General features: G+C 68.7%; 10 protein-coding genes and 1 pseudogene. 7 read left to right on the top strand and 4 right to left on the bottom strand.

Annotated elements, in window-relative coordinates:
- Positions 1-78: 78 nt before the first annotated feature.
- The gene (locus MQC88_RS04920) at positions 79-2,112 is read right to left on the bottom strand and encodes an NADPH-dependent 2,4-dienoyl-CoA reductase (RefSeq protein ID WP_243319557.1); all 2,034 of its coding nucleotides are present in this window, start codon (positions 2,110-2,112) and stop codon (positions 79-81) included.
- Between the two features lie 220 nt (positions 2,113-2,332).
- Here MQC88_RS04920 and MQC88_RS04915 point away from each other — a divergent pair, with 220 nt between their 5' ends.
- From MQC88_RS04915 to MQC88_RS04900, 4 genes and pseudogenes are all read left to right on the top strand, one after another.
- Positions 2,333-3,784 carry a bifunctional 2-methylcitrate dehydratase/aconitate hydratase gene (locus tag MQC88_RS04915; RefSeq protein WP_243319554.1) on the top strand — a complete coding sequence of 484 codons (1,452 nt, stop codon included), beginning with the start codon at positions 2,333-2,335 and terminating at the stop codon, positions 3,782-3,784.
- Positions 3,785-3,946: 162 nt separating this feature from the next.
- Positions 3,947-5,071: an OmpA family protein gene (locus MQC88_RS04910; protein WP_243319552.1), complete on the top strand. Its 1,125-nt coding sequence runs from the start codon at positions 3,947-3,949 to the stop codon at positions 5,069-5,071.
- Positions 5,072-5,313: 242 nt separating this feature from the next.
- Positions 5,314-5,805 (top strand): annotated as a pseudogene (locus MQC88_RS04905) (hypothetical protein); the annotation flags it as partial.
- 254 nt (positions 5,806-6,059) lie between these two features.
- Positions 6,060-6,806, top strand: coding sequence for a pseudouridine synthase (locus MQC88_RS04900; RefSeq protein WP_243319550.1), 747 nt, complete (start codon positions 6,060-6,062; stop codon positions 6,804-6,806).
- 6 nt (positions 6,807-6,812) lie between these two features.
- Here the strand turns inward: MQC88_RS04900 and kbl are convergent, their stop codons facing one another.
- Positions 6,813-8,006, bottom strand: coding sequence for a glycine C-acetyltransferase (gene kbl, locus MQC88_RS04895; RefSeq protein WP_243319548.1), 1,194 nt, complete (start codon positions 8,004-8,006; stop codon positions 6,813-6,815).
- Between the two features lie 184 nt (positions 8,007-8,190).
- Positions 8,191-9,228, bottom strand: a complete 1,038-nt coding sequence (gene tdh / locus MQC88_RS04890) for an L-threonine 3-dehydrogenase (RefSeq protein ID WP_243319546.1) — start codon at positions 9,226-9,228, stop codon at positions 8,191-8,193.
- Between the two features lie 241 nt (positions 9,229-9,469).
- On the opposite strand from tdh, the gene MQC88_RS04885 reads away from it, so the two are divergent.
- The 3 genes from MQC88_RS04885 (at position 9,470) to MQC88_RS04875 (ending at position 16,062) form a co-directional block, all read left to right on the top strand.
- Positions 9,470-11,560: a S46 family peptidase gene (locus MQC88_RS04885; RefSeq protein ID WP_243320290.1), complete on the top strand. Its 2,091-nt coding sequence runs from the start codon at positions 9,470-9,472 to the stop codon at positions 11,558-11,560.
- Between the two features lie 151 nt (positions 11,561-11,711).
- A complete protein-coding gene (locus MQC88_RS04880) occupies positions 11,712-13,892 on the top strand; it encodes a S46 family peptidase (RefSeq protein WP_243319544.1) in 2,181 nt (726 codons plus the stop codon).
- Positions 13,885-16,062 carry a S46 family peptidase gene (locus MQC88_RS04875; protein WP_243319541.1) on the top strand — a complete coding sequence of 726 codons (2,178 nt, stop codon included), beginning with the start codon at positions 13,885-13,887 and terminating at the stop codon, positions 16,060-16,062. The genes MQC88_RS04880 and MQC88_RS04875 overlap by 8 nt, the downstream gene beginning before the upstream one ends.
- An 82-nt stretch (positions 16,063-16,144) precedes the next feature.
- Here the strand turns inward: MQC88_RS04875 and MQC88_RS04870 are convergent, their stop codons facing one another.
- A complete protein-coding gene (locus MQC88_RS04870) occupies positions 16,145-16,546 on the bottom strand; it encodes a DUF3224 domain-containing protein (protein ID WP_243319540.1) in 402 nt (133 codons plus the stop codon).
- Between the last annotated feature and the right edge of the window lie 164 nt (positions 16,547-16,710).

Below are 16,710 nucleotides of genomic sequence, written 5' to 3'. Positions count from 1 at the left end.
CGGGAAATGATTGATTTGGCAGGATTCGGATGCGCGCGAATGCTGCGCTGCAGCGCGATCCGCGCGGGCAGACCAAGCTCAGAAGTCCGCCGCCAGGCGGCTGCCCTGGTCGATCGCGCGCCGGGCATCCAGCTCCACGGCGCGGTCCGCGCCGCCGATGACATGCACCTTGCAGCCGCTGGCCTGCAACCCGGCCAACAGCTCCCGGCGGGGTTCCTGGCCGGCGCAGACCACGACATGGTCGACCGCCAGCAACTGTTCGACGCCGTCGCTGCGGATATGCAGGCCGGCGTCGTCGACCCCGAGGTATTCGACCCCTCCCAGCATCCGCACGCCCTTGCCCTTGAGCGTGGCGCGATGGATCCAGCCGGTGGTCTTGCCCAACCGCGCGCCAGGCCTGCCCGGACTGCGCTGCAGCAGCCACAGTTGCCGCGCCGCGGGCTCGGGTCGCGCCGGCGCCAGCCCGCCACGGCTGTCGAAGCCGGGATCCACGCCCCATTCGGCCATCCAGCGGCCGGCATCCAGGCTTGGCGAGGGGCCGGCCTGGGCCAGGAACTCGGCCACGTCGAAGCCGATGCCGCCGGCGCCGATGATCGCCACCCTGGGGCCGCATTGCACCCTGGCCTCGAGCACGTCGAGGTACCCCACGACCTTGGCGTGGCCGGCGCCCGGGAAATCCACGCTGCGCGGCGTAACCCCGGTGGCGAGCACGACATCGTCGAATCCCGCCAGCATCCCGGCGTCGGCTCGAGTGGACAGGCGCAGCTGCACGCCGGTCTCCTCGATGCGGTGGCGGAAATACCGCAGCGTCTCGTGGAATTCCTCCTTGCCCGGGATCCGCTTGGCGAGGTTGAACTGGCCTCCGATTTCCGCGGCGGCGTCGAACAGGGTGACAAGGTGCCCGCGCTGTGCCGCGACCGTGGCGCAGGCCAGGCCCGCCGGACCGGCGCCGACCACGGCGATGCGCATGGGTCGTTGCGTGGGCAGGTACTCGAGGACGGTTTCCGCGCACGCGCGCGGGTTGACCAGGCAGCTCGCCTTGCGGTTCTCGAACACCTGGTCAAGGCAGGCCTGGTTGCAGGCTATGCAGGTGTTGATCGCCTGCGCGCGGCCGGCCCGCGCCTTGTTCGCCCAATCCGGGTCCGCCAACAGCGGCCGCGCCATGGACACGAGGTCGGCGCCGCCGCCGGCGAGGATACGTTCGGCGACGTCGGGCATGTTGATGCGGTTGGTCGCGACCAGCGGCAAAGCCACGTGCGGACGCAGCTTGGCGGTGACGCCGGCGAAGGCGGCACGCGGCACCGAGGTGGCGATGGTCGGGACCCGCGCTTCGTGCCAGCCGATGCCGGTATTGAGGATGGTCGCGCCGGCGGCCTCGACCGCGCGCGCCTGTTGCACGATCTCGTCCCAGTCCGAGCCGCCCTCGACCAGGTCCAGCAGCGACAGGCGATAGACCAGGATGAAGTCCGGGCCGCAGGCTTCGCGCACCCGGCGCACGATCTCGACCGCGAAGCGCATGCGCCTGGCCGCGTCTCCGCCCCAGCCGTCGTCGCGCCGGTTGGTCCGCGGCGCGGTGAACTCGTTGATCAGGTAGCCCTCCGAGCCCATCAGCTCGACGCCGTCGTAACCGGCATCGCGCGCGAGCTTCGCGGCGGTGGCGTAGGCGGCGAGCTGGCGCTCGATGCCGCGCGCCGACAACGCGCGCGGGGTGAACGGATTGATCGGCGCCTTCAGCCGCGATGGCGCCACCGACAGCGGCTGGTAGGCGTAACGCCCGGCGTGCAGCAGTTGCAGGCAGATCTTCGCGTCGTGCGCATGCACAGCCGTGGTGACAAGGCGGTGCCGGCGCACATGCCAGGGCCAGGACAGGCGCCCGGCGAACGGCTTCAACCAGCCTTCGATGTTGGGCGCGAAGCCGCCGGTGACGATCAGCCCGACGCCGCCGGCCGCGCGCTCGGAGAAATACGCGGCAAGCTGCGGAAAGTCGCGTGCCCGGTCCTCGAGCCCGGTATGCATCGATCCCATGAGCACCCGGTTGCGCAGGGTGGTGAAACCCAGGTCGAGCGGGGTGAACAGGTACGGGTAGGGAGTGGCCTGCGTGGCTGGCGTCATGCGCGCATACGCTTGCGTACGGAAAGCGGCACCTTGCCGGGATTCGGCGCCGTACTCAAGCGCCGCCATCGTTGCCTTGCGTGCAAGCCCTGGCCGGGAACCGGCGGAGACGTGGCGCGCGTGATGGCCCGTTTGGCGCGACAGGCAAAGTTCGCCATGCGTGCCGCGGCACGGCAAAATAGCCGGCTCCCAGACGCAAAGCCCGGATGAGTCCGCACCCATGAGCCATTTCGACGTCCGTTCCGCGATCCGCCCGCAGCCCGACCAGCCGATGGTCGACATCGCCGACTACGTGGTCGATTACACGATCGACTCGCGCGAGGCCTACGACACCGCGCGCTACATGCTGCTGGATTCGCTGGCCTGCGCGATGCTGGCGATGAAGTTCGAGGGCTGCGTGAAGCACCTCGGGCCGATCGTCCCGGGCGCGATCCTGCCCGGCGGCGCCATCGTGCCGGGCACCAATTTCGAGCTCGACCCGGTGCAGGCCGCCTTCAACATCGGCACCCAGGTCCGTTGGCTGGACTTCAACGACACCTGGCTGGCGGCCGAGTGGGGCCATCCCTCCGACAACCTCGGTGCGATCCTGGCCGTGGCCGATTACCTCAGCCGCAAGGAGCTGCGCGATGGCGGCCAGCCGCTGACGATCCGCGACGTGCTCACCGCCGCGATCAAGGCGCACGAGATCCAGGGCTGCTACGCGCTGAAGAACTCTTTCAACCGGGTCGGCCTGGACCACGTGATCCTGGTGCGCCTGGCGTCGACCGCCGTCACCACCGCGATGCTCGGCGGCGGCAAGGACGAGATCGTGACCGCGGTCTCGCACAGCTGGATCGACAACGGGGTGCTGCGCACCTACCGGCACGCGCCCAACACGGGGCCGCGCAAGAGCTGGGCCGCCGGCGATGCCTGCCGCCGGGCCGTCACCCACGCCCTGAATGCGGTGGAAAAACAGGTCGTCGGCTACCCGAGCGCGCTGAGCGCGCCCACGTGGGGGTTCTACGACATCGCCTTCGGTGGCAAGCCGTTCGAGTTCGAGCGCCCGTTCGGCAGCTACGTGATGGAAAACGTCCTGTTCAAGATCAGTTTCCCGGCCGAATTCCACGCCCAGACGGCGGTCGAATGCGCGATGCAGCTGCATCCGCTGGTCAAGGACCGGCTCGACGAGATCGAGCGGATCGAGATCCAGACCCAGGAAGCCGGCGTCCGCATCATCGACAAGACCGGGCCGCTGGCCAATTACGCCGACCGCGACCACTGCATCCAGTACATGGTCGCCGTGCCGCTGATTTTCGGCCGACTGACGGCCAACGACTACAACGACGACGTCGCCGCGGACCCGCGCATCGACGCCCTGCGCGCGAAGATGGCCGTCAGCGAGAATCCCCGGTTCACCCAGGACTACTTCGACCCGGACAAGCGCTACATCGGCAACTCGGTCCAGGTGTTCTTCAAGGACGGCAGCAGCACGGACCGGGTCTCGATCGATTTCCCGATCGGCCATCGCAAGCGCCGCGGGGAGGGCATCCCGGTGTTGATGGCCAAGTGCGAGGCGGCCCTGCGGGCGCACCTGCCGGCCACGCAGGTCGACCGGATCATGGCCCTGGCGGCCGATCCGGCCAGGCTCGACGCCCTGCCGGTGGATCAGTTCATGAACCTGTATCGGGTGTAAGATCCGCGCCGGCAAGCCCGCTTGGCGCGGTTTCAACTGTTATGGTAGTGTTAACAAGGCCTTCACGGGGCCGGCATTAATCTGAGCGGGATGGCGTGCGGAACGGCCGTCTCATACGAACCACGCTTTACGCATTTCTTTATCTGATCAAGGAGCTTGAAGATGAATAAGAAACTCCTCTGCGCCGCCCTGCTGGCTGGGCTGGGCGTGGCACAGGCCGCTTCCGCGCAGGACTTCGACGACCGCTGGTACGTCGCCGGTTCGGTTGGCGTGAACTTCCAGGACAACGACCGTGGTACCCAGGACGCGCCTTTCGTGACCCTGGGCATGGGCAAGTTCCTGAACCCGAACTGGTCGGTGGATGTCGAACTGAACTACCAGAACCCGGACAAGAACACCGATTTCGGCCTGCCCAGTAACGGCCTGTGGTGGAGCCAGTACGGCATTTCCGCCGACGCCCGCTACCACTTCCGCAACGTCGACTCCAAGTGGTGGCCGTACCTCCGCATGGGCCTGGGTTGGCAGCGCCACGAGGAAGAAGGCGTTCGCGATCCGATCTACGGCGTGCCGGATGGTGGCTGGCCCGCGCAGCATGAAGACAACAACGCCGCGCTCAACCTCGGCGCCGGCCTGCAGTTCGATTTCGGCCGCGTCGACCTGCGCACGGAAGTGGGCACCCGCGTCGACTTCGACAGCGAGCAGTTCCGCCCGGCCGATCAGCAGGAAGACTACTTCACCGACCTGCTGGCTTCGGTCGGCATGACCGTGGCCCTCGGGCCGGAGCCGATGGCCCCGGTTGCCCCGGCCCCGGTTGCGCCGAACTGCGCCGACATGGACGACGACGGCGACGGCGTCAACAACTGCGACGACAAGTGCCCGGGTTCGGAAGCTGGCCAGACCATCGGTCCGGACGGCTGCCCGGTGCCGGTGTCGATCGACCTGAAGGGCGTCAACTTCGACTTCGACAAGTCGACGCTTCGTCCGGACGCGGTTGCGATCCTGAACGAGGCCATCGAGATCCTGAAGCGTTATCCGGATCTGAAGGTCGAGGTTGCCGGCCACACCGACTCCGTCGGTACCGACGCCTACAACCAGGGCCTGTCCGAGCGTCGCGCCCGCGCCGTGTACGACTACCTGACCAGCAACGGCATCGACGCCTCGCGCCTGGTGGGCCCGAACGGCTACGGCGAGAGCCGTCCGATCGCGCCGAACACCAACCCGGATGGTTCCGACAATCCGGAAGGCCGTGCGCAGAACCGCCGCACCGAGCTGAACGTCCAGAACTAAGGGACGCCAGCGATTCTTCCGCAAGGAAGAAGCAGCATCCGAAGCCCGGCCTCGTGCCGGGCTTCGTGTTTCTGGGTGGCGCGAACGCAAGTGCCGGAAGGGCGCGGCGGGGCGTCCGGCCAGGATGCGGTTGCCTGAACCCGGCGATGCGCTGTGCGCTGTGCGCCGCCGTGCCAAGGTTGTGGCACGCGCCATCGCCACCTACACTCGCAGCCACTTGGTGCAATCCAGCGGTGACGAAAATGCGCGCGACGATGATCCTGCTGATGGTCCTGATGGCGCCCGGCCTGGCGCAGGCGATGGACTGTGCGGCCACGCGCGTGCAGCAGCCGCTGCAGCCGACCGTGATCGCGCCTGTTGCCAGCGAACTCGCGATGGCCTCGAGCCAGCTGGGAGCACCGGGCGGCGTGCTGTCGCAGGCCTTCGATGAATCGCAATCGCTGGACCAGGTGCTGTTGCGGATCCGGATCGAAAGCTGCCAGAACGTCGCCACCACGACGCCGGCGCCGAGCGTGGTCAGTCCGGACGACCCGGCGGCGTACAAGCCGCGCACCGAATTCGACAACACGCCGTGGCGCTTCAACATGAGCCAGAACGGCAAGAACATGACCGCGGACGAGTTCAGCGCATGGATGAAGTCGCGCGGCGTGCGCGTGGCGCGTGGTGCGGCGCCGGCCGCCGCGCCCGCGACGGACGCGCAACCGGCGATGCCGGGCACCGCCGCGCCCGTCGCGGCACCGGCCGGTTCGCCGCCGGGAACGCTTTCGCAGCCCGTTTCCGCACCCGCGGCCGCGCCGGCTGGCGGCGCGTCGGCACCGGCGGATGCCACCGCGCCAGCCGCAACGCCGGCGGCGACCAAGCCCCACTGAGTCGCGTCGGCGGCGGAGACCTCGGCCACCGTTCACGCGATGGCGACTGGCCGACGGCCGTCCGTGCGATGACTGCCAGGTGCATTGTCGCTGCCGCGGGTTCACGGCAAGCTGTCGGCATGCCGCAACGCCCCCGCGACGCCACCATCCGCCATGGCCTTGCTCGGGTGCTCTCCAAGCGCGGCATCTGCTCGCGCAGCGAAGCGGCGCGCTGGATCGTCGCCGGCCGGGTCTCGGTTGCGGGCCGGATCGTGCGCGATCCCGAGTTTCCGACATCGGCGAGGGCCGATGTCGGGCTCGATGGCCGGCCACTGCCCCAGGTCGCGCCCGTTTGCCTGATGCTCAACAAGCCGCGCGGGCTGGTGACCAGCGCAAGCGACGAACGCGGCCGCGACACGGTCTACCGTTGCTTCGATGGAGCGGGGCTGCCCTGGATTTCCCCGGTTGGTCGCCTCGACCAGGCCAGCGAAGGGCTGTTGTTGTTCAGCAACGATCCGCAATGGGCGGCACGGGTCACCGATCCCGGCAGCGGCCCGGACAAGACCTACCACGTGCAGGTGGACACCATTCCCGACGCCGGGCTGCTCGCCGCGCTGGTCGCGGGCCTCGACGACGATGGCGAACTCCTGCATGCGAAATCGGTGCGGCTGCTACGGGCTGGCACCAGGAACGCGTGGCTGGAAATCGTGCTGGACGAAGGCCGCAACCGGCAGATCAGGCGCTTGCTGGCGGCGTTCGACGTCGGCGTGCTGCGCCTGCTGCGCGTCGCCATCGGTGGGCTGGCGCTCGGCACGCTGCCGAAGGGCCATTGGCGCCTGTTGGCCGATCCGGAGATTGCGTCGCTGGCGCGCCCGTCGCGCCGGTGACGCGGGCTACCCCTTCAGCACCCCGAGTTCGCGTCCGATGCGGGCGAAGGCGTCGATCGCGCGATCCAGGTGCGCGCGCGTATGCGCGGCCGAGATCTGGGTGCGGATCCGCGCCTGTCCCTGCGGCACCACCGGGAAGAAGAAGCCGATCGCGTAGATGCCTTCCTCCAGCAGCCGCCGCGCGAATTCCTGCGCAAGCGGGGCGTCGTACAGCATGACCGGGCAGATCGGATGCACGCCGGGCTTGATGTCGAAGCCGGCAGCGGTCATGCGCTCGCGGAAGTACGCGGTATTGGCCGCGAGCCGATCGCGCAGGTCGCCCGCGGACGACAGCATCCCGAAGGCCTTGATGCCGGCGGCCACCACGTGCGGCGGCAGCGAGTTGGAGAACAGGTAGGGGCGCGAGCGTTGGCGCAGCAGTTCGACCACTTCGCGCCTGGCGGTGGTGAAGCCGCCCAGTGCGCCACCCATCGCCTTGCCCAGCGTGCCGGTGAAGATATCGATCCGGTCCATCACCCCCTTGACCTCCGCCGAGCCACGCCCGGTGGCGCCCAGGAAGCCGGTCGCATGGCATTCGTCGATATGCACCAGGGCGTCGTACTGCCGGGCCAGGGCGGTGATCTCGTCGAGCGGGGCGATGAACCCGTCCATCGAGAACACGCCATCGCTGGTGATCAGGATCGTCCCGGCACCGTCGGCGCGCGCCTGCTGCAGCTGCTTCTCCAGGTCGGCCATGTCGCAGTTGGCGTAGCGATAGCGCCTGGCCTTGCACAGGCGCACGCCGTCGATGATCGAGGCATGGTTGAGCGCATCGGAGATGACGGCGTCGTTTTCGCCGAGCAGCGGCTCGAACAGGCCGCCGTTGGCGTCGAAGCAGGCGGCGTAGAGGATCGTGTCCTGGGTGCCGAAGAACGCGGAGATGGTCTGTTCCAGCTGCTTGTGCAGGTCCTGGGTACCGCAGATGAAGCGCACCGAGGCCATGCCGAAGCCATGGGTGTCGAGCGCCTCCTTCGCGGCCCCGATCACGTCCGGGTGGTCGGCAAGCCCGAGATAGTTGTTGGCGCAGAAATTCAGCACCGTGCGCCCGTCCTCGAGCACGATCTCGGCCGACTGCGGCGAAGTGATCACGCGCTCGGACTTGAACAGGCCGGCGTCGCGGATCTCGTCGAGGGTTTCGGCGTAGCGGGTGGTCAGGGACATGGGGATCGGCTTCTTGTAGGAGCGGCTTCAGCCGCGACGGATGTGGATGGAAGCCGCGGAAGCCGCCAGTCGTATCGCGGACATCCATGGCGGAGCTGCAGTGGCTTCGGATCGCCCGGCCCGGCCATCCTTGGCCGGGCGTTCGCAGACGCGGCAGATGCCGATAGGGCATCTGCCAAACGCGTCAGCTCACCCAGTTCAGCACGACCTTGCCGGCCTTGCCGGTCTCCATCAGGTCGAATCCTTGCTGGAACTCGTCGATCGGCAACTGGTGGGTCAGCACCTTGCCCAGCGGAAAGCCGCCCAGCACCAGCTGGGTCATCTTGTACCAAGTCTCGTACATCCGCCGGCCGTAGATCCCGTGCAGGGTCAGGCCCTTGAAGATGATCTTGTCCCAGTCCGCGCCCGCGCCCTTGGGCATGATCCCGAGCATGGCGATCTTGCCGCCGTTGTACATGCAGTCGAGCATGTCGTTGAACGCGCGCGGGTTGCCGCTCATCTCCAGGCCGACGTCGAAGCCTTCCATGTGCAGCTCGCCCATCACGTCCTTGAGCGAAGAGTTGCTGACGTTGACCACCCGGGTGGCGCCCATGTCGGCGGCCAGCTTGAGGCGGTAGTCGTTGACGTCGGTGACGACCACGTTGCGCGCGCCGATGTGCTTGCAGATGCCGGCGGCGATGATGCCGATGGGGCCGGCGCCGGTGATCAGCACGTCCTCGCCGACCACGTCGAATTCCAGGGCGCAGTGCGCGGCGTTGCCGTAAGGGTCGAAGAAGGCGGCCAGTTCCGACGGGACCTGGTCCGGGATCGGCCACAGGTTGCTGGCGGGCATCGCGATGAACTCGGCGAAAGCGCCGTCGCGGTTGACGCCGATGCCGACCGTGTTCGGGCACAGGTGCTGGCGGCCGCCGCGGCAGTTGCGGCAGTGGCCGCAGACGATGTGGCCTTCCGCCGAGACGCGTTGCCCGACCTTGTAGCCGGTCACGCTGGCCCCGAGTTCGACGATCCGGCCGACGAATTCGTGGCCGATCACCAGCCCCGGCTTGATCGTGCGCTGGCTCCACTCGTCCCACAGGTAGATGTGCAGGTCGGTACCGCAGATCGCGGTTTTTTCCAGCTTGATCAGGACTTCGTTGGCGCCGGGCGCCGGCACCGCCACGTCCTCCATCCAGATGCCCTTGCCGGGTTCGCGCTTCACCAGCGCCTTCATCGTCTGCGACATCGGATCTCCAGCTCTGGCGGCCACCGCGCGGAAGGAGCGGGCGGGGCGATCGGGCCCTGAATTATACGCCGCCGCGGATGCCGGCCATGGGGCGCCGCCGCCGTCGCAGCCCGCGCCTGGCGGCCCGTGCGGCCGCGCGCGCTAGACTTCGTCGAAGCCAACCAGGAGAAGCCGCATGCGCCATACCGTTCTTGCCGCCGCGCTCGTGCTCGCCACCGGCAGCGCCGCTGCCGGCGAAGGCATGTGGGTGCCGCAACAGCTGCCGCAGATCGCCGGCGCGCTGCAGAAGGCCGGGCTGGAACTCCCGCCACGGCAACTGGCCGACCTGACCGGGGACCCGATGGGCGCGGTGGTGTCGCTGGGCGGCTGCACGGCCAGCTTCGTCTCGCCGCAAGGCCTGGTGGTGACCAACCACCACTGCGCCTACGGCGGCCTGCAGCTCAATTCCACGCCGCAGGAGAACCTGATCGAAACCGGCTTCAACGCCGCGACCCGCGCCGACGAATTGTCCGCCGGGCCCAACGCGCGCATCTACGTGCTCGATTCGATCCAGGACGTCACCGGCCAGGTGCAGGCGGCGATCGCCGCCGCGGCCGACGCCGCCGGACGCACCGCCGCGCTGGAAGCGATCGAGAAGCAACTGGTCGCCGGCTGCGAAGCCGACGCCGGCTACCGCTGCCGCTTCTACAGCTTTTCCGGCGGCAACACCTACCGCCTGTTCAAGAACCTCGAGATCAAGGACGTGCGCCTGGTGTATTCGCCGCCACGCAGCATCGGCAACTACGGCGGCGAGATCGACAACTGGATGTGGCCGCGGCATACCGGCGATTTTTCCTTCATCCGCGCCTACGTCGGCAAGGACGGCAAGCCCTCGCCGTACGCGCAGGACAACGTGCCGTTCCAGCCGCGGCACTGGCTGAAGATGGCGAGCCAGCCGCTGGAGATCGGCGACTTCGTCATGGTCGCCGGCTACCCGGGCTATACCGCGCGCTATGCGCTGGCCGACGAGTTTGACGAAACCGCGCAGTGGACCTATCCGGCCATCAAGCGCCACTACGAGCAGATGACCGCGCTGGTCGAGGCCGCTGGTGCCCGGGACGAGGACATCAAGGTCAAGTACGCCAGCACCGTCAAGGGCTGGCAGAACGTGCTCAAGAACTACGACGGCCAACTCACCGGTTTCCAGCGCATCGACGCCAGCAGGACCAAGCACGAAGAGGAAGCGAAGGTGCTGGCCTGGCTGCGTGCGCAGGGCGAGGGCGGCAAGGCCGCGCTCGCCGCGCACGACCGGCTGCTGGCGCTGGACAAGGCCGAAAGCGCCACCCGCGAGCGCGACCTGGTATTCGGCCAGCTGCGCCGCACCGGCGTGATCGGCGCGGCCACCGGCCTGTACCGGTTGGCGCTCGAAGGCCGGAAGCCGGACGCGCAGCGCGAACCGGGGTACCAGGCGCGGGACCTGCCCGGGTTCGAAGGCGCGATGCGGCAGATGGACAAGCGCTACGTGCCAGCCATGGATCGGCAGCTGCAGGAATACTGGCTGCGGCAGTACGTGAAGCTTCCGGCCGACCAGCATGTCGCCGCCCTCGACGCCTGGCTCGGCGGCAACGACGAGGCCGCGATCCAGGCTGCGCTCGACAAGCTGGCCAGGACCGGCCTCGGCGACCTGGATACGCGGCTGGCACTGCTCAAGGCCGACCCTGCCGCCTTCGAGGCCAGCACCGACCCGGCGGTCCAGTTCGCCGTCGCGGTGACGCCGACCATCCTCGCGATGGAGGCGCAGGACAAGGCGCGCCAGGGCGATGCCTTGCTGGCGCGGCCGCTGTACCTGCAGGCGGTGGCCGACTACAAGGCCAGCCAGGGGGAATCGGTGTATCCGGACGCCAACTCCTCGCTGCGGATCACCTTCGGCAACGTGCAGGGCTACACCAAGCTCGACGGCAGCCGGCAGCCAGCGTTCACCACCCTGGAGCAGGTCGCGGCGAAGGCCACCGGCAAGGAGCCGTTCGATGCGCCCAAGCCGCTGCTCGACGCCATCGCGGCGCAGCGTTATGGCGGCCTGGCCAGCAAGGCGCTGGGCACGGTGCCGGTGAACTTCCTCTCCGACCTGGACATCACCGGCGGCAATTCCGGTTCGCCGGTGATGGATGCGCGCGGCGAACTGGTCGGGCTGGCGTTCGACATGAACTGGGAAGCGGTGGTCTCCAACTGGGTGTTCGACCCGGAAATGACCCGCATGATCTCGCTGGATGCGCGCTACATGCGCTGGATCATGCAGGAGGTGATCCCGGCGCCGCAGGTACTGGAGGAACTGGGCGTGCCCGCGCTCGACTGAGCGCACGCCCGATGCCGACGCCGGCCGGAAACGGCCGGCGTTCGCGCGCGTGCGGCCCGCCGCGCGGAAGTCAATGGGAACTCCGGCATTTGCCCGTGGAACCCGCGGTGGCTAAGGTTCCCGTCCTGATCCAGTCCCCCGGGGAATCGCCATGCGTATCCGTCTCCTGGCCGCGGTCGTCGTCGCGACCGTGTCCGCCACCGCCGCCCATGCCGACGAAGGCATGTGGCAGCCCAGCCAGATGCCGCAACTGGCCGCGCAGCTGAAGGCGCGCGGGCTGCAGATGGATCCGGCGGCGCTGTCCAACCTCGCCGGCAAGCCGCTGGACGCGGTGATCAGCCTCGGCGGCTGCACGGCGAGTTTCGTTTCGCCGCAGGGCCTGGTGGTGACCAACCACCACTGCGGCTACGGCGCGATCCAGTACAACTCCACGCCCGAGCGCGACCTGCTCGCCAACGGCTTCGTGGCGAAGGACTTCGCGGACGAGTTGCCGTCCGACCCCAACGCCCGCGTCTATGTCACCCAGGACATCAGCGACGTCACCGCCAGGATCAACGCAGGCCTGGACGCCGGCATGGACGGCAAGGCCCGCTTCGACGCGATCGACGCGCGCAGCAAGGCGCTGGTCGCCGAATGCGAACAGCCCGGCGGCCTGCGCTGCAATGTCTACAACTTCAACGGCGGCCTGCAGTTCTCGCTGATCCGCCAGCTGGAGATCAAGGACGTGCGCCTGGTGTACGCGCCGCCGGAAGCGATCGGCAAGTTCGGTGGCGACGTCGACAACTTCGAATGGCCGCGCCACACCGGCGACTGGAGCTTCCTGCGCGCCTATGTCGGCAAGGACGGCAAGCCGGCCGCGTATTCGAAGGACAACGTGCCGTACCAGCCCAAGAGCTGGCTGACCGTATCGCAGGAACCGCTCCACGCCGGGGACTACGTGATGGTCACCGGCTACCCGGGGTCCACCAGCCGCTATCGCCTCGCCGATGAAGTCCAGGACGCGATCCAGTGGCGCTATCCGACCCTGGTGCGGTACTTCAAGGATTACCTCGCCACCATCGAGCGCACCACCGCCGGCGACAAGGCCGCCGAACTCAAGTACGCCTCGACCGTGGCCGGCATCAACAACGCCCTCAAGCTCTACCAGGGCCAGCTCGACGGCTTCGCCAAGATGCAGGACCCGGTGGGCATGAAGCGCGCGCAGGAAGCCGCGTTGAAGGCCTGGCTGGGCAAGCGTGGGGCGGAGGGTGCCGCGCAGACCCGCGCGCTGGCTGCGCTGGAGCAGGAGCTGGCGGCCGACAACCAGACCCGCGAGCGCGACCAGTGGTTCGGCAGCGCGGTCGGCGGCGGCCTGACGGGCACCGCGGTGCGCCTGTACCGCAATGCGATCGAACGGGCCAAGCCCGACGCCGAGCGCGAATCCGGTTACCAGGACCGCGACGCGCCGCGGATCGAGGGCGGCCTGCGCGCGCTCGACAAGCGCTACGACCCGCGCGTCGACAAGGCGCTGATGGCATTGCGCCTGCAGCGCTACGTTGCGCAGGTACCCGCCGGCCAGCGCGTGCCGGAACTGGACGCCTGGCTCGGCATCGACGCCGGCGACAAGGCGATCGCGGGGCTGGATGCGAAGCTCGACGCCCTGTATGCGGGTTCGCGGCTCGGCAACGTCGATGAGCGGCTGCAGTGGCTCAAGGCCGACCAGGCCGCGATCGAGGCTTCGAGCGACCCGGCGCTGCAGTTCGCGGTCAAGGTGATGCCGGCGCTGTTGCGCTTCGAGCAGGAAGACAAGGCCCGCGCCGGCCGCATCTCCGCGCTGCGCCCGCGGTACATGCAGGCGATGATCGATTTCAACCAGTCGCAGGGCAAGCCGGTGTATCCGGACGCCAACAGTTCGCTGCGCATCACCTTCGGCACGGTGCGCGGCTACTCGCCGCGCGACGGCGTCGAGATGAAGCCTTTCACCACGCTGGCGGGGATCGTCGCCAAGACCACCGGCGAGGAGCCGTTCATTTCGCCCAGGGCCGAGCTCGACGCGATCGCGCAGGGCAAGGGCAAGCAGTACCGGATGGCCGGGCTGGACGACGTGCCGGTCAATTTCCTCAGCGACGTCGACACCACCGGGGGCAACTCCGGATCGCCGACGCTCAACGCGAAGGGAGAACTCGTCGGGCTGCTGTTCGACGGCAACTACGAGAGCCTCAGCGCCGACTGGATCTTCAATCCCGCGCTGACCCGCTCGATCCACGTCGACGCCCGCTACATGCGCTGGGTGATGGACGAAGTCGACCACGCCGAGCGCCTGCTCGAGGAAATGGGGTTGTCGCATGACTGAGCAGAAGACGTTGTCGAAAGCCCTTGGCGTGGCCGTGCTCGCGGCCGCCGCCGGCAGCGGCTTCCCGGCGCAGGCCGACGAGGGCATGTGGATGCCGTCGCAGTTGCCGGGCATCGCCGCGCAACTCAAACAGGCTGGTTTCCAGGGCGACCCGGCGAGCCTGGCCGACCTCACCCGGCCGCCGATGAGCGCGGTGGTGTCCCTGGGCGGCTGCACCGCGAGCTTCGTCTCCCCCCAGGGCCTGGTGGTGACCAACCACCATTGCGCGATGGGCGCGATCCAGCTCAATTCCACCCCGCAGGACAACCTGATCGCCAACGGGTTCAATGCCGCCACCCGGGCGCAGGAAGTGTCGGCAGGGCCGGCGGCGCGGGTGTACGTCACCACTGCCTTCGACCGAATCACCGACCGCATCCTCGCCGATGCCCGCGGCAAGACCGGGCGTGCCTACTACGATGCGGTGGACGCGGCCAGCAAGGCCGCGGTCGCCGAGTGCGAACAGGACGCCGGCCATCGCTGCAGCGTCGCCAACATGTACTACGGCACCGATTTCTACCTGGTCAAGCAACTGGAGCTGCAGGACATCCGGCTTGTGTACGCGCCGCCGGAGGCGATCGGCAACTACGGCGACGAGATCGACAACTTCATGTGGCCGCGGCACAGCGGCGATTTCGCCTTCTACCGCGCCTACGTCGGCAAGGACGGCAAGCCCGCCGCCTTCTCGGCCGACAACGTGCCGTACCAGCCGCCGGCGTACCTGGCGGTGTCCACCGATCCGGTCGCGGAAGGCGATTTCGCCATGCTCGCCGGCTATCCGGGCACCACCTACCGGCACCGCATGGCGCTGGAATTCGCCGAGCAGGTGCAGGACACGCTGCCATCGCGCGTGGACATCTATGGCGCGCTGGTCGAGACGATCGAAAAAGCCGTCGACGGCGATGCCGAAGCGCAGGTGCTGTACGCCGCGCAGATGGCTTCCCTTGAGAACGGGCTCAAGCGTGCGCAGGGCGAGCTCGACGGCCTGCGCCGCAGTGATGCGGTCGACAAGCGCGCCGCCGACGAAGCCGCGATGCTGGCCTGGTTCGGCAGGCAACCCGGTGCAAAGGCCGCGCTGGCCGACGTCAAGGCCGCGCAGGCGCTGGTGGCCGCGTCGCATGCCACCAGCGACCGCGACACGCTGTTCGGGCTGATGCGTTCCCAGACCCAGCTGCTGGGCAGCGCCTACCGGCTGCAGCGCCTGGCGATGGAACGCGGCAAGCCCGATGCCCAGCGCGAGAACGGCTACCAGCAGCGCGACGAAGTGCGGATCGAAGCCGGGCTCAAGCAGGTCCAGCGCCGCTACGACGCCGGGGTCGAGAAGGCGATCATGGCCGAGCTGCTGCGCCGCTATCGCGCACTGCCGGCCGACCAGCGCATTGCCGAACTCGACGCCGTGTTCGGCAACGATGCCGCCGCGGCCACCGCCGCGCTAGACCGCATCTACGCCGGGACGAAGCTGGGCGATGCCGACGTGCGCCTGGGCCTGCTCGCAGCCGAGCCGGCCGCGGTGCTGGCCAGCGACGACGCGCTGATGCAGGTGGCGGCGAAACTGATGCCCGCGGTGCTGCGCGAGGAAGAAGTCGACAAGCAGCGTGCCGGCGAACTGCTGCGCCTGCGTCCGCCGTACATGCGCGGCTGGGCCGGTTACAGCGCGGCCAACGGCAAGCCCTTGTACCCGGACGCAAACTCGACCCTGCGCGTGAGCTACGGCAAGGTCAGCTCGCTGGATCCGCGCGACGGCGTGCACTACACCCCGCTGACCACGGTGGCCGGGATCATGCAGAAGCACACCGGCCAGGCGCCGTTCGACGCGCCGCAGCCGCTGCGCGAGGCGATTGCGAAGGGCGATTTCGGCAGCACCGCCGACCCGGTGCTGAAGACGCAGACGGTCGACTTCATGACCAACCTGGATACCACCGGCGGCAACTCCGGTTCGCCGGTGCTGGACGCGAAGGGGCGGCTGATCGGCCTCAACTTCGACAGCAACTGGGAAGCGGTCAGCGCCAGCTGGATGTACGACCCGCGCTACAAGCGTGCGATCCACGTCGACGCCCGCTACCTGCGCTGGCTGCTGGCCAAGGTCTACCCGGCGCCGAACCTGTTGCGGGAGATGAACCTGCCGGCGGAGTAGATGTCGTAGTCCGGAAAAGAAGCGAACGCCGGCCGCAGCGATGCGGCCGGCTTGTTTTCACCGCGTTGCCTGGGCGCCGGGATCAGCCGGCGTCGCGAAATCCGTAGTCGAACGTGTAGTAGTGCCTGCCGTCGACGATGTCGATGGCCATGCGCCCGCACAGGCCGGCCCAGCCATCGCTGCCGGAGTCGGGCACGACCGCCAGCGACAGGGTCGGCACGCCGCGGTCCATCACCCCGTTGTGCTGCAGGAAGCAGCTGCCGCTGCGGCCCTCCAGGGTGCCGGCCAGGCGTTCGATTGCGACATACCCGGCAGAGCCCTCCACCGGCGTGCCCACCGCCAGCATGTGCACCACGCTGGTGCCCCGCAGTGGCCCGCTGAACTGCTTGTCGAAGCGGAAATGGCCGGCCTCGACGCCGTCGCCCATGTCGCAGCCGGGCTCCAGGCTGCGCCTGACCTCGAACTCGCCCTTTGCCTGTGGCATGCCGCGCTCCCGGGCCGGTGGTGGGCGCCGATGATGGCGCAGGCGGCCGCCGCCGGCCACCCGGCTTGCGCGCGCAGCGCGGTCTGCTAGGCTGGCGCCATCGCGGATTCCCATGCCTGCCGGCCCCGTTTCCCGATGCGACCTGCGCGCCACGCCTCCGTGGC

The sequence above is a fragment of the Cognatiluteimonas sedimenti genome, from assembly GCF_022808325.1.
In the GTDB taxonomy this organism is placed as follows: Bacteria; Pseudomonadota; Gammaproteobacteria; order Xanthomonadales; family Xanthomonadaceae; genus Cognatiluteimonas; species Cognatiluteimonas sedimenti.
This window is presented reverse-complemented; position numbering and strand designations above follow the sequence as displayed.